The organism is Tautonia plasticadhaerens (assembly GCF_007752535.1).
In the GTDB taxonomy this organism is placed as follows: domain Bacteria; phylum Planctomycetota; class Planctomycetia; order Isosphaerales; family Isosphaeraceae; genus Tautonia; species Tautonia plasticadhaerens.
In genome coordinates this window covers 7918723-7932498 of sequence record NZ_CP036426.1, presented here as the reverse complement: position 1 = coordinate 7932498, position 13776 = coordinate 7918723, and the positions used below count along the sequence as shown (strand labels likewise).

The 13776-nt window shown below is 71.7% G+C and carries 10 protein-coding genes; 5 read left to right on the top strand and 5 right to left on the bottom strand.

Going from position 1 to position 13776, the window contains the following annotated elements:
- Nucleotides 1-104 precede the first annotated feature (104 nt).
- From ElP_RS31550 to ElP_RS31530, 5 genes are all read left to right on the top strand, one after another.
- The gene (locus ElP_RS31550; protein ID WP_145277051.1) at nt 105-1676 is read left to right on the top strand and encodes a BCCT family transporter; all 1572 of its coding nucleotides are present in this window, start codon (nt 105-107) and stop codon (nt 1674-1676) included.
- A 3-nt stretch (nt 1677-1679) separates the two neighbouring features.
- Nucleotides 1680-3605 carry a glycine betaine ABC transporter substrate-binding protein gene (locus ElP_RS31545; RefSeq protein WP_145277049.1) on the top strand — a complete coding sequence of 642 codons (1926 nt, stop codon included), beginning with the start codon at nt 1680-1682 and terminating at the stop codon, nt 3603-3605.
- A gap of 147 nt (nt 3606-3752) precedes the next feature.
- A complete protein-coding gene (locus tag ElP_RS31540; RefSeq protein ID WP_145277047.1) occupies nt 3753-4031 on the top strand; it encodes a hypothetical protein in 279 nt (92 codons plus the stop codon).
- A gap of 121 nt (nt 4032-4152) precedes the next feature.
- Nucleotides 4153-5178 (top strand): hypothetical protein, encoded by a 1026-nt coding sequence (locus ElP_RS31535; RefSeq protein WP_145277045.1) that lies wholly within the window; start codon nt 4153-4155, stop codon nt 5176-5178.
- 103 nt (nt 5179-5281) lie between these two features.
- On the top strand, nt 5282-5854 hold the full coding sequence (locus ElP_RS31530) for a hypothetical protein (protein ID WP_145277043.1): 573 nt from the start codon (nt 5282-5284) through the stop codon (nt 5852-5854).
- A 33-nt stretch (nt 5855-5887) separates the two neighbouring features.
- Here the strand turns inward: ElP_RS31530 and ElP_RS31525 are convergent, their stop codons facing one another.
- The 5 genes from ElP_RS31525 to ElP_RS31505 all read right to left on the bottom strand — a co-directional run bounded on the left by ElP_RS31525 (nt 5888) and on the right by ElP_RS31505 (nt 13624).
- Nucleotides 5888-6832 (bottom strand): M28 family metallopeptidase, encoded by a 945-nt coding sequence (locus ElP_RS31525; protein ID WP_145277040.1) that lies wholly within the window; start codon nt 6830-6832, stop codon nt 5888-5890.
- Complete coding sequence (locus ElP_RS31520) at nt 6829-9840, bottom strand: FAD-binding and (Fe-S)-binding domain-containing protein (protein ID WP_145277038.1); 3012 nt, start codon at nt 9838-9840, stop codon at nt 6829-6831. The genes ElP_RS31525 and ElP_RS31520 overlap by 4 nt, the downstream gene beginning before the upstream one ends.
- Before the next feature lie 246 nt (nt 9841-10086).
- Nucleotides 10087-11247 (bottom strand): DUF1559 domain-containing protein, encoded by a 1161-nt coding sequence (locus tag ElP_RS31515; protein ID WP_197446524.1) that lies wholly within the window; start codon nt 11245-11247, stop codon nt 10087-10089.
- Nucleotides 11248-12222: 975 nt separating this feature from the next.
- On the bottom strand, nt 12223-12534 hold the full coding sequence (locus ElP_RS40170) for a hypothetical protein (protein ID WP_231749336.1): 312 nt from the start codon (nt 12532-12534) through the stop codon (nt 12223-12225).
- Between the two features lie 4 nt (nt 12535-12538).
- Complete coding sequence (locus tag ElP_RS31505; RefSeq protein ID WP_145277034.1) at nt 12539-13624, bottom strand: FAD binding domain-containing protein; 1086 nt, start codon at nt 13622-13624, stop codon at nt 12539-12541.
- Between the last annotated feature and the right edge of the window lie 152 nt (nt 13625-13776).

The window sequence follows — 13776 nt, the reverse complement described above, 5'->3', positions numbered from 1 at the left end:
GGCCGGGGGATGCCGTTAGGCTCGGGGGGGCCGTCTCGGGCCGGTGACGCGTCGATGCGCCCGGCCGACCTGCTCCCGTTGGTCTTTGGGATGAGAGTGATCGAATGGACGACCGACCTCGCCCCGGGAGGGGGCGGATCGGGCTGTTTCACGTCGCCTTGCCGAGCTGCGTGATCGTGGCCCTGACCGGGATCCTCTGGCCCGAGACGTTCTCCGGCGCCGTCTCCGAACTGACCTCGACGTTCTTCGAGACGCTCGACTGGTTCTTCATGGGCTCGGTGACCGGGTTCCTGGTGCTGGCCGCCTGGCTGGCGATCGGGCCGTATGGGTCGATCACGCTGGGCCGGCCGGGGGACACGCCGGAGTTCTCCACGGCCTCCTGGCTGGCGATGCTCTTCGCGGCGGGCATGGGGGTGGGGCTGCTGTTCTGGGGCGTCGCCGAGCCGATGACCCACTTCGCCTCGCCCCCGCTGGGTGAGCCGCTTTCCCCCGAGGCGGCGAGGCAGGCGATCGTGCTGACGATGCTGCACTGGGGCTTCCACGCCTGGGCGGTCTACAGCGTCGGGGCCCTGGTGCTGGCGTATTTCCACTACCGCAGGGGGACCTCCTTCCTGGCCGGGGCGCCGATCCGGGCGGCCTTCACCGGGAGGTGGGTGAGGCCGGTGGCGGACCTGGCCGACCTGGTCGCGGTGCTGGCGGTGGCCCTGGGCGTGGCGGGGTCGCTGGCGATGGGGGTCTTCCAGCTCCAGACGGGCCTGAACCTGGTGGTGGGCACGCCGGCCGACGCGACCTGGTTCGCGTTGCTCCTGCTGCTCGTCCTCTTCGCCGCCTTCATGACCTCGGCGGCGACCTCGCTGGACAAGGGGATCAAGATCCTCAGCAACGTGAACATGTCGCTGGCGATCCTGCTGATGGCCTTCGTCCTGCTCGTCGGGCCGACGCCGTTCCTGCTCCGCTGCCTCATCACCGGCCTGGGGGACTACCTCTCGGCGCTGCCGAGCCTCTCGTTCCGGCTCTACCCCCATGAAGATCTGAGGGAGTGGGTGGGCTCCTGGACGTTGACCTATTTCATCTGGTGGATCGCCTGGGCGCCGTTCGTGGGGATCTTCATCGCCCGGATCAGCAAGGGGAGGACGATCCGGGGGTTCGTCGCGGGCGTCCTGCTGGTGCCGACGGCCTTCTCGCTGGTCTGGTTCTCCGTCTTCGGCGGCATGGGGATCTACGAGGAGACCCACGGGGCCGGCGGGATCGCCTCGGTGGTGGAGGAGGACGTGACGACGGCGCTGTTCGCGCTGCTGGACCGCCTGCCGGCCCCGGCGTTGCTGATGGGGACGGCCCTCGTGCTGCTGTTCGTCTTCGTGGTGACGAGCGTGGACAGCGCCACGTACGTGCTCGGCATGCTGACGAGCCGGGGGGCGATGGACCCCCCTCGGTCCCGGAAGTTCGCCTGGGGGATCACCCTGGCGGCCCTCGGGGCCGCGCTGACGCTGAGCAAGAACATCGCGGTGGTCCGGGCCGGGGCGATCAGCTTCGCCCTGCCCCTGACGCTCATCCTGCTCCTGCAGGCGGCGGCGCTGGTCCGGTCGCTCGCCACCGACCCGGGGCGGGCCCGGGGATCGGGGCGCACGGAAGGCGCGGCGGTCGACCGGCCTCGGCCCGGCGTGGAGGAGGCCTGACCGATGAAGACGCGCAGTTGCATCATTGGCCTGCTCCTGGCCTCGACGGTGCTCCCCGGCTGCGGTGGGGGGCGGGACTCGGTGGCGATCGGCTCGAAGGACTTCGTCGAGCAGGCGATCCTCGCCGAGATGGCCGCCGGCCTGCTGCGGGAGGCCGGGGTGCCCGTCTCCCGGATCAAGACGGCGACGGACAGCTACCAGGCCCAGGCGAACCTGAGGGAAGGGGCCGTCGACCTGATGGCGGAGTATTCGGGCACGGCCCTGAACCTGATCGGCGGGGAGGCCCCGGGGGGCGAGGCCGGGTCGTCGATCGAGGCGGCCAGGCACGCGTACGGCCCGCTGGGGCTGCGATGGCTGGGGCCGCTCGGGTTCGACAACGGCTACGCGGTGCTCGTCCCCTCGGGCCGGGCGTCGGCGCTGGGGCTCGCGAGCATCGACGACCTCTCGGATCCGGGCAAGTTCCCCGGGGGGATCCGGGTGGCCTGCCCCCCGGAGTTCCTCCGGAGGCCGGGGGACGGGCTCGGGCCGCTGGTGGAGGCGTACGGCATCCGGCTGTCGTCGCCGCCGGCGGTCATCCCCGACGTGTTGGACCGGATGCGGGCGCTGGAGGGGGGCCGGGTGGACGTGGCGATCGGCGTCGGCACCGACGGCGTGATCCCCGGGCTGGGCCTGCGGGTGCTGGACGACCCGAAAGGGTTCTTCCCCCCGTATGAGGCGGCGTTCGTCGTCCGGGACGAGGCGCTCCGGCGCTGGCCGGCGATCGAGGGGGCGCTGGCGCCGCTCTCGGGGAGGCTCGACGCGGAGGCGATGCGGGCGCTGAACGCCCGGGTCGAGATCCAGGGCCGCCGGCCGGCGATCGTCGCCCGGGAGTTCCTGGTCGACCGGGGGCTCCTGCCGGCCGAGCCGGAGGGGGGCTTGGTGTCGACCTCGACGGAGCTGGCGCTGGCGATCGACCGCCGGGACGACTTCGGCGACCTGGAGGCCGAGGCGGTCGTGGCGGCCCGGTCGGCGTTCCCCGACCGCCCGGTGTCGAGCACCCGGGTCGACGACCCGGCCGAGGCGGTCGCCCGGGGGGACGCGAGGATGGCCCTGATGGGGGCCGAGCGCTTCTTCCCCGGCCTGATCGACGGCGGCCCGGATCGGGAGACCCGGGTGGAGGCGGCGGCCGTGGTCGGCTTCCGGCTGGTCCACCTCGTCCGACGCCTCGGGGACGGGGCCGAGGATCCCCTCTCGGGGCGGGTCGGCGTGCCCCCGGAGGGGAGCGGCTCGGGGGCGATCGCCCGACGGATCCTCGGCCGGGGCCGCGAGCCCGAACTGGCCGGGACCGACCGGGAACTGGTCGAGGCGGTCCGCCGGGGGGGACTCGACGCGGCGATCGTGCTGGCCCCGGCCGGCGAGGTGCCGGGGCTCTCGCGGAGGTCGGGGGACGGCCCCCCCCTGGGGCTCCGCCCGCTGCCCGGCTGGTTGACGCCGGGCCGGGCGGTCCGGATGCCGTTCCTGAGGCCGGCCCGGATCGCCGCCGGCAGCTACGCCGGGCAGGACGGGCCGGTCGAGACGCTGGGGGTGCAGGTGCTGCTCGCCGGGCCGAGCCGACGGGCCGTGCCCCTGACGGCCAACAGCGGCCCGGCCTCGGCGCTGACGATCGCCGGGCTGCCGCTGGATCCCGAGGAGGTCGAGGCCCTGGCCGTCGCCACCGGCGTGCCCGAGGCCCCCGACCCCACGCTCCCCTCCTCCTGGGGCCGGCGCCCGGCCGAGGCCGATGACGAGGACTCGACGGCCGCCGCCATCCTGTCGACGGCGCTCAACGTGCTGGCCATCGCCTTCGTCGCCTGGGTCGTCCGCCTCGCGATGCAGCCGCCCGGGCCCCGGGCCCCGGGCGACCGGCCGGCGCCGGGCGAAGGCGATCGGACCTCGTCGGAGCCGGCCTGACGGCGGGCCCCGGGATTGGTGAGGACTCGAAGGGGCCGTTGCGGGGGCTTGCCGGGGGCCCGTACGATTGGGTCGGGATCGCCCGGCCCACGCGGCGCCGAGGGCGATCGGATCGAGGCGGCTCCCGTCCCCGAAGGCCATGCGACCATGAACGACGCCCGACCGACCCCGAGGCAGCAACTCCTGGCCGGTGCGGCGATCGGCGCCCTGGCGCTGGCCGGGTCGATCGGCGCGAGGGAGGCGGGCCGGGCCCGGTGCGAACCGGCCTGGGGGCCGATCCCGGGGGCCACGGCGGTCGGGCCGATCGGCTTCGACGTCGACCCGGATCCGGGGCCGGGGGCGACCGACCCGGGGCCGTCGGGGAGGCCCGCCGACGCCCCCGCTGAACCGGGGGGTTCCGCCCGGGGGCGGGATCGGCGATCATGAGGGGGATGCCGCAGCCCCCATCGAGTCGGACCGGGACGGCCGCGACGCGATCCCCTCCCGGGCCCGATCGGGCCCGACGCCCGCATCGGATCGAATCACTTCGGACGGATCCGGGACGCCCATGGCGATCGTCATCTGCAAGTGCGGCTCGTGGCTGAAGGCACCCGACCCGGATGAGGGCGGGTTCGGCCGATGCCCCTCGTGCGGGCGGGTGGTCGGCGCCGATGGCCAGATCCGGGATGCCGAGCCGTCCGAGCAGGTCGGGTTCTTCCGCCGGCTGGTCGGGCGGAAACGGCCGTCGGAGCAGTACCCGAAGCGGGGGAGGCCGCTGGGGCTGGGGGAGGCCCTGGCCTTCCCGCTGGTCGACGGGCCGGGGCTGATGCTGCTGGTCTTCTTCCCCCCGTTCCTGACGTTCATGTCGGTGCCGGTCTTCGACATCGTCATGTTCTTCCGGGACGCGCCCCGGGGCGGGTTCAACCCGCTGGCGCTCCTGCTCTTGCCGTTCGCCCTGCCGCTGGTGATCAGCTTCACCTTCGTCGCGGGGTACGTGCTCCTGTACCTCGCCCTGGTGCTGACCGACGGGGCGATGGGCCGCACCGACCACCCGAAGTTCCCGATCTGGGAGCGGCACACGATCCTCGAAGGCCTGGCCCGCTGGGTCTGGGCGGGGATCGTCGGGCTGGGGGTGGGGGCCCTGCCGATCGTGCTGTACGTGAAACTCCGGGGGGAGCTGGGGCCGGTCGACTGGGTGGCCATCGCGGCGCTGGTCGGCCTGGCCGCCGGTTACGTGCAGATGGGCCTGGCGGCGGCGATCCTGCACGACAACTTCGCGCTGGCACACCCGGTGAGCATCGCCCACGCCGTCCGGGTGATCGGCCGGGAATATCTCGCCCCGTGCATGCTGACGGCCTTCGCCCTGTTCCTGGCAGTCTTCGGCTGGCGACTGGTCATGTACCACGCGCCGACCGTGACGGCGGCGGGGCTGGGCCTGTGGGCCTTCTGGGTGTTCGTGCTGTACGAGGCGATGGTGATCATGCACGTCCTCGGCCGCACCTGCTACCGCAACGCGGCCGGGCTGGGCTGGTATCGCCGGGAGCCGAAGTGGAACTCCTGGGAGCGGCCGGGGCGGATCTACTCCAACTCCTGATCGCCCGCCCGGGTCCGGATCGGGTCGGATCGGAACGCGGCTTGCTCCGATGAATCGACCGACCGATTCCGCCCGACGATCGGCGGCCCCGGAGCACCGCGCCATGGCCCGGAAGAAGACCAAGAGCAAGTACACCAGGCCGGAACTCCGAGCGGAGATCAAGGAGGACCTCAAGGCCTCCGACAAGGGCGGCACGCCCGGCCAGTGGTCGGCCCGCAAGAGCCAACTGCTGGTGCGGGAGTACGAGAAGCGGGGGGGAGGCTACACCTCCGGCACCAAGGACGAGGCGGCGAAGTCCCTGGAGAAATGGACCGACCAGGACTGGCAGACCGTCGATGGGGAGGGAGACGCCCGCGAGGGCGGCAAGACCAAACGCTACCTGCCGAAGATGGTCTGGCAAGCCCTCAGCGACGAGGAGAGGCGCGAGGCCGAGCGGACCAAGACGACGAAGAGCAAGGCGGGCAAGCAGTACGTCCCCTGGACCCCGGCGATCAAGCGGGCCTTCGAGGAGGTCGAGCAGGGAGGCTCGGCGTCGGATTCGAAGTCGGGATCACCGGGCTCGGGCAGTCCCATGACTCGGGATGAGCTGTACGATCGGGCGAAGCAGCTCGGCGTCTCCGGCCGTTCCAGGATGACCAAGGTCCAGTTGCGGCGGGCGATCGAAACGGCGAGGTGACGCCCGGGGGGCCCCGTCCCCTCGACCGGGCGGTCAGGGCGCCTCGTGTCCCCTTCGGCCGGGGGCGAAACCCGGGTCGGCCGCCTCTCGGATGAGGGACAGGGTGGCGAGGGTGGCGGCGGCGCAGTAGTCCGGGTCGACCCGGTCCGGCGTGTCGGCCTCGTCGTGGTAGAAGGGGGCGCGGTCGGCGCCGTCGAAGAGGCCGACGCAGGGGACGCCGATCGCCTCGAACGGCATGTAGTCGCTGCCGTACAGCGGGCCGGGGCTGGGGATCAGGCCGGCGTCCCTGACGTGCGATTCGAGCCGGGAGGCCCAGGAGGCGGAGTCCTCGTCGTTCTCGGGGTCGCGGAGGCCGGAGTCACGCTCGACGACGATCGCGAGGCCGTCCTCGTCCATGGGGTGGGCGATCATGTCGAGGTTGATCATCAGCGCGATCGTCGTGCCGGCCTCCTTCGCCGTGTTCGCATAGGCACGCGAGCCGACGAGCCCCTGCTCCTCGCCGCTGAAGGCGATGAGCCGGACGGTGCGGCCGGGCCGATCGGCGTCTCCGGCGAGGGAGCGGGCCAGTTCCAGCAGGGCGGCGGTGCCCGAGGCGTTGTCGACGGCTCCGGGGGCGGGGCCCTCGGCGTCGCCGATGCGGCGGTTCCGGGAATCGTAGTGGGCGCCGACTAGGACGACCTCATCGGCGTGCGAGGTGCCCCGGATCGTCGCGATCACGTTCCGCCGGGTCCGGCCGCCGATCGCGAACTCGTGGAAACCGACCTCGTCGTAGCCGAGTTCGCGGAATCGGCCTGCGAGCCAGTCGGCGGCCCGGTCGTTCTGGTCCGAGAGCGAGTGCCGGGTGCCGAAGCCGACCAATGCAGCCACGTCGGCGGCGATCCGGCCGGCCGGCGGCGCGGGGCCGTCCGCGATGGCGAGGACCGGAGTGGTGATCAGGAGGACCGACGCGAACGGGATTCGGGCGGTCGCGGTCGTCATCGGGTGGCCTCGGCACGGGGAGCTTGCGCGGTGGGGGCGGCGGCGTCGAGTTGTGCGGCGATCAGCTCGATGGGGTGGAGCGCGTCGATCCCCTCCAGGCCGTGGACCTGGCTCCGGCAGGAGAAGCCGGGGGCGAGGAGGGGGGCGTCCGGCTCGGCCCGGGCGGCGGGCAGGAGGACGCGCTCGGCCAGGGCGACGCTCACGTCGTAGTGGCCGAGTTCGTAGCCGAACGAGCCGGCCATGCCGCAACAGCCGGAGTCGAGGGTTGCCACCTCCAGGCCGGGGATGAGACGCAACGCGGCGACGGTGTCCGCCGTGCCGACCGTCGCCTTCTGCTGGCAGTGGCCGTGCAGCAGGACCCGGCCCGGCCGGGGCCGGAGGGGGAGGTCGGGGACCCGGCCGGGGTCGGCGAGGAAGCGGTCGATCATCATCGAGGCGTCGGCCACCGCGTCGGCGTCGGGGCCGAGGCGGAGGGCGCGGTACTCGTCGGCCAGGGTGAGGATGCAGGAGGGCTCGCAGCCGAGGATCGGCACCCCGTCTCGGGCGTCGGCCGCGAGCTTCGCCACGTTCTGCCTCGCCCAGTGGCCGGCGAGGTCGAGCAGGCCCTTGGAGATGGCGGGCCGCCCGCAGCAGGGGAGTCCGGCGAGCTCGACCGAGTAGCCGGAGGCCTCCAGCACGGACACGGCGGCCCGGCCGACGGCGGGCTGGTTGTAGGTGGTGAAGCAGTCGTCGAGCAGGATGACCCGGCCCCGGGAACCGGCCCTCGGATCCGGCCGATGGCGGCGGAACCAGCGTCGGAGATGGTCCCGATCGAATTCGGGGACGACCCGGCGGCGGTCGAACCCGGCGATCTGCTCCATGAGCCAACGGACGGGGGACCACTTCGCCAGGGCGTTCGACAGGGGAGCCGTCGCGGAGCCGATCGCGTTGAGCCGATGCACGTGGGCGACCAGCAGGGAGCCGAGCGGGATGGACCGAGTCCGATACTTCTGGTGCAGGTACTCCGACTTGAGCCGGGACATGTCGACGTTCGACGGGCACTCGGTCTTGCAGGCCTTGCACTGGAGGCAGAGGTCGAGGGCCCGCTCCAGATCCGCGCTGACCATGCCCTCGCTCGGCAAGGCGCCGGACATGACCAGGCGCATCAGGTTGGCCCGCCCTCGGGTGGAGTGGTCCTCGTCGAGGGTGACCATGTAGCTGGGGCACATGGTGCCGGTGCCGGTCTTGCGGCAGGCGCCGACGCCGGAGCAGAGCTCGACGGCCCGGGCGAAGCCGCCCTGGTCGGAGAAGTCGAAGGCGGTCTGCCGGGGCTCAAGCGGGGTGCGGTAGGAGGCGCCGAAGCGGAGGTCGACGCCGGGGTCGGGCTCGGCGACGACCTTGCCGGGGTTCATCAGGTCGTGCGGGTCGAAGGCGTCCTTGATGGAGCGGAAGGCGCCGTAGATTTCGTCGCCGAAGAGCTTGCGGTTCCACCGGCTCCGGGCGAGGCCGTCGCCGTGCTCGCCGCTCATGGAGCCGCCGAATTCGAGGACGAGGTCGGAGACCTCGGCGGCGATGGATCGGAGTTTGTCGACGTCCTCCTGCGCCTTCATGTTCAGGACGGGGCGGATGTGCAGGCAGCCGACGTCGGCGTGGCCGTAGCAGGAGGCGACGGTGCCGTGGCGGTCGACGATGGCCCGGAAGCGGTCGTAGAAGGCGGGGAGCCGCTCGACGGGGACGGCGGTGTCCTCGACGAAGGCGACTGGCTTGGGGTCGCCGACCATGCCCATCAGCAGCGACAAGCCGGCCTTTCGGACCTTCCAGAAGTCGTCCCGGGCGGCGTCCTGCAGGGTGGTCCGGATGCCGAGCACGCCGGGTGCGCCCGAAAAGCGTCGGGCGAGGTCGGCGGTCTTCTCGACCAGCTCGTCATGCGAATCGGCGTAGAACTGGGCGGCGAGCACGGCCTCGGGGTGGCCGGCGGCGAAGCCGAGGCTCTTGGCGTATTCCGGGTTCTTCGCGGCGAGGTCCATGATCGCGCGGTCGACCATCTCGACGGCCACGGGCCCGGTCTCCAGCATCTCCTGGAGACGGTCGAGCGCGGCCGGGATGGTGGCGAAGGAGAGGACGACGAGGCCCTGGTGCTCCGGGGCGGGGACGAGCTTCAGCTCGGCGCCGGTGACGACGGCCAGGGTGCCCTCGGAGCCGACGACGAGCTTGGCGAGGTTGAAGGCCCAGGGGTCGTCGGGGGCCTGCGGGGCCCGGACCGGGAGGCCGGGGACGAACTCGTCGAGGTTGTAGCCGCTGACCCGTCGGAGCAGGTGGGGGAAGTGCCTCCGGATGGCATCCTCGTGGTCCCTCACCAGGTCCCGGACCGTCCGGTGAGTCCGGCCGACGATGCCGTCGAGGGCGCAGGCGGCGGCCAGTTCGGCCGGGCCGAGGGGGCCGAGGGTGGCGGTGGAGCCGTCGGCGAGCACGACGTCGAGGGAGCGGACGCTGTCGACCGTCTTGCCGAACCGGAGCGACCGGGCGCCGGCGGAGTTGTTGCCGATCATGCCGCCGAGGGTGGCGCGGTCGGTGGTGGAGACGTCCGGGGCGAACATCAGGCCGAGCGGCTTCAACTCGGCATTGAGGCGGCCGAGGACCACGCCGGGCTGGACACGGACGGTCATCCGGTCCCGGTCGACGGTGCCGATCCGGGTGAGGTGCTTCGAGGCGTCGAGGACGATCCCGGCGCCGATGGCCTGGCCCGAGAGGCTGGTCGCGCCGCCTCGGGGGATGATCGGCACGCCTTCCTCGGCGGCGACCCGGACCGTGGCGGCCACGTCCTCGACGGTGCGGGGGACGACCACGCCGACGGGCATGATCTGGTAGAGGCTGGCGTCCGTGGCGTAGAGCCCCCGACTGCCCCGGTCGAAGCGGATCTCGGCGCGGGTGGCGTCGGCCAGGCGGCCTCGGAGGCGGTCGATCGACCGGGCGGGGGCGATTCGGGTGCGGGCGCCGGCGGGGTGGCCGGCGGCGTTGCGGCTGGACATCGGCGGTCTCGGGGGTTCGGCCGTCGAGGCCCGGCGGGGCGGTCCGGTCACCGGGCCGGTCGGATCGGCCGGGCCGTCGCCGGCCGGGATCCGGGCCTTGCCGGTATTGTAGGCCGAGTCGCCCCGCCGCCGCCATCCGGACCCCGACCCGGGCGCAACGAGGCGGGGGCGGCGGCCCGAATCCGGCCCGCCGCCCCCGCCTCGATGCTCGCCTTGCCGGCCGGATCGGGCCGGTCGGCATCGGGATCAATACTGGTCGGAGCTGACGACCTCGCCACCGTCTCGCGAGCCAAGCCCCCAGAGGACCTGGTAGGCGAGGGTTGATTTGAGGAACCTCACCGAGCCGTCGGCGAAACAGACGTTGGCACCGCCGGGGTGCTGGCTCGTCAGGCCGACGATGCCGGCCGAGTCGAAGTCACTGTTGGAGTCCCAGTACTGGATGTAGGGATACTGGGAGTTCGGGGGCACCAGCAGGTTGCCCAGGGCGTGGCCGTAGTTGCCGACGTGCCACATCCGGCCATTCCAGCTCCGCTGGTTACTCGGAACGCTGGGGTTCTGGCCGTAGTTGTTGGGCGTCCGGGAGGCCCACAAGGCTCCAGCGGTCTGAAGATCCGTCAGCAGCGCGGCGGCGCCGACGTTGCCGGGGCCCGGCATGTTGCCGGGCGGCCGGTCCATGTTCCGGTTCGGCATGTTGGGGAAGGCGCTCGCATTCCATTGGATCCCCACGAAGTCCTGGATCGAGTTCTTGGAGTCGTCGTAGTCGCCGGTGCGGAACTCGCCGAAGGCAACCGTGTTCGAGGTGCCATCCGTGATGTCGCGCGAGCTGAAGGGGACGCCGCCGACGGCGAACAGACCATTCGGGATGTCGGTCGGCCAACCGATCCACATGATCGACGAGCCGGTGCTGGCGAAGTAGTTGTTGCCGGCGAAGAGCTTGTTCATCCCCAGGTTGGAGTCAACGTTCCAGGTGGTCCTCGGGGGCGAACTCGATGGGCACAGGAGGGTGTTGATCCGGGTGGAGACGCCGGTATAGTTGCCCCGCTCGCCGTTCCCGTCGCTGCGGCCCAAGTAGTTGAAGTTGATGGCGTTGTAGACCTGGGTCTGCTCCATGAACGGCAGGAGCATCGCGTGGGGGCTCCAGGCGCCCCAGTAGCGGTTGTCGTTGGTCGTCGGCCCGCCGGGGCCATTGTTGCCGCCGAGCGGGAACGACTGGGTGGACGATTCGTAGTTCGCCAGCGCCAGGCCGAGCTGCTTGAGGTTGTTGGTGCACTGGGCGCGTCGGGCCGCCTCGCGGGCGCTCTGCACCGCGGGCAGCAGCAGGGCGATTAAGACACCGATGATGGCGATCACCACCAGCAATTCGATCAGGGTGAAACCCCGTCGATCGTTCCGATGGAAACAACCCATGGACATGCCTTCCGGAAGAGGGATGAGAGAGGAAATCACACCCCGCTGGAGTCGCGTCTCGCCCGTGGGCATGGCGCGGCACAACGGGGTCAACTGCCGCCGCCCCGCACCCGGGCGGACCGAGCCGACCGGGCCTGAAATCAAACAAAGAACGCGAGCCACCCGCGAGTGAGGTCGCGGTAGCTCCTCGGTGGGCGATGATTCAGGGGCGAGTCGGTCGCGGGGTGGGGAGCCGCGCCGACCGGCCGCGGGGCTGAGGATCGGTTTAATTCAAGGTCGAGTCGGTCGCGGCGCTGGAGCCGGGACCGGCGTTGGTCTCCGCGCCGCCCGGCGGCGGGGCCGCTAACGGATTCACCGTGATATTCGGGACGGGAGCAGGCTCGTCGCCTCCCCCCGAGCAACCCGCGACGACAAACAGGCTAGCGACGGCCAGCGCGAGCGCCGAGGCACGACGAAACGAGGATGCGAACGGCATGGATGAACGACCTCAGCCTGAATTCGATCCGCCGGACACCGGCTCCGACGGTCTCGAACGAATCCTGATCATGCGAAGATGGATGCGACCCCGACCCCGGGTGGCTCGGACCTGTCGCTGTCCGTCTCCAATCGGGCAGTTCAATCGTTCGCGTGTGTTATCGTCGACACGATTGGCACGCCAGCACGATCTCAATGACCAATCTAATTGAGCGACAATTTGTTTGCAAGGGCTCCGCAGTTTTCCCCACATGGGCGAGAAAATCGGGGAACCATCGCCGACTCGCCCCCCGGGCCCCCGGCGCGGACCTCCGATTCGGGAGGCAGTGTGCGGCTTAACCTGTTGTGCGGTCGGGAGGTCGGCCTGTGCGTCGGGCCCCGCGGCGCGACGCGAAACGTGCCGCGTCGGGATGCTCGAACGCCCCGACTCCGGCGGTCCAGGGGGGATCGCCGGATCGGGGCGGTGGGGGTGTCGGGAGGGCCGGCTCGGCCCCGTCCGGTTCAGAGGGGCTCGTAGCAGGACCGGGAGGGGTCGCAGCAGAGGTCTTTCTGGGCGAGGTCGTCGTCGGGCCCGAAGGATTTGTGGGTGCGGAGGCACCAGTAGATGGTGTTGTCGTAGTCGCCGTGCGACTCGTAGGAGCCGTCGGTGTAGACGTACATGCCCTTGCTGCGGAGCTTGGCGCAGGGGGGGCCGACCATCTGGTATTCCGGGGGCGGCGGCGGCTCGGCCGGCTCGGGGGCCGGGGGGGCGGCGGCCTCGGGGTCGGGCTCGGGGGCCGCCGCCGGATCCGGCTTGGGCTTCATCGAGCGCACGAGGTCAGGCCTCCATCTTCGACCAGTACTCGTCGCCGGCGGCCCGGAGCAGGGCGCGCTTGACGGCGGTCTTGACCAGGGGGACCTTGTAGGCGTTCTTCGAGAGCGGCTGGGCCCCCTCGGTGGCGGCCTGGCCGGCGGCCTCGGCGGTGGAGCGGTCGATCGCCTTGCCCTTGATCGCGGCCTCGGCGGCCTCGGCCCGGTAGGGGATCGGCGCGACGCCGCCGAGCATGATCGACGCCTCGGAGACGGTGTCGCCGTCCATCGCCAGGCTCACCGCGGCGATGACGATCGGCCAGTCGTGCGAGATCTTCTGGCGAATCTCGTAGAAGGCGCTCGTGCCCTTGGGGGCGGGGACGACGACCCGGGTCATGACCTCGTCGGTCGAGGTGGTCAGCTCGCGCTCTCCCTCCTCGGTCGGGACGCGGTACAGCTCGGCGACCGGGACGGTGCGCTTGCCGTTCGAACCGACGACCTCGGCCTCGGCCCCCAGGGCGATCAGGGCGGGTGCGAGGTTGGAGGGGTTGACGTAGAGGGCGTCGCCGTCGGTCATGAAGATGGCGTGGTAGCGGTTGTCGCCCAGCCGGACGAGGTGGCCGTCCTCGGGCAGGCCGACGAGGTTGATGTTGTAGGGGGCGAACTCGCCCTCCAACTCCCGGACGAGCTTCTCCTGGGAGCCCTCGTCGCGGCGGCCGCCGAGCAGGCCGAAGCCCGAGCGATAGTACCAGCACCGGGGGCGCTGGAGCAGGTTGCCGGCGACGGTCGCCATGTTGCGGATCTGCGGCGTGGCGATCGACCGGGCGGCCTGCTTGAGGGCCGGGTACTTCGAGGCGATCGTCTCGTCCTCGAGCAACTGGGCCAACGTGGTGCCGGCACCGATGGCGAGTTTGTCGCCCTCGGCGGTGATGCCGCGGAAGCCCTCGTCGCCGATCGCCTTGAGGTAGACGACGCGGTCGGGGCTGGAGATGTAATCCTTCAGGCGGCAGAGCAGGTCCGTGCCGCCGGAGAGGCCCTCGCTGGACTGGGCGCCGGCCAGGGCCCGAACGGCCTGCTCGACGCTGGTCGGGCTGGCGTATTCGAAGGCATTCATGGGAATCGGTAGCTCCTCGGGGCGATCCTCGGGGCGGCTCCGGGCGGGGGGGCGGGCCGATGGATGGGCGAGCGAGGATGTCGGATGCCGGATGACCGGGGTCCCGGGCTCGGGCGGTCAACTCAAGTCGGTCATCCACCATCCGCCATGCG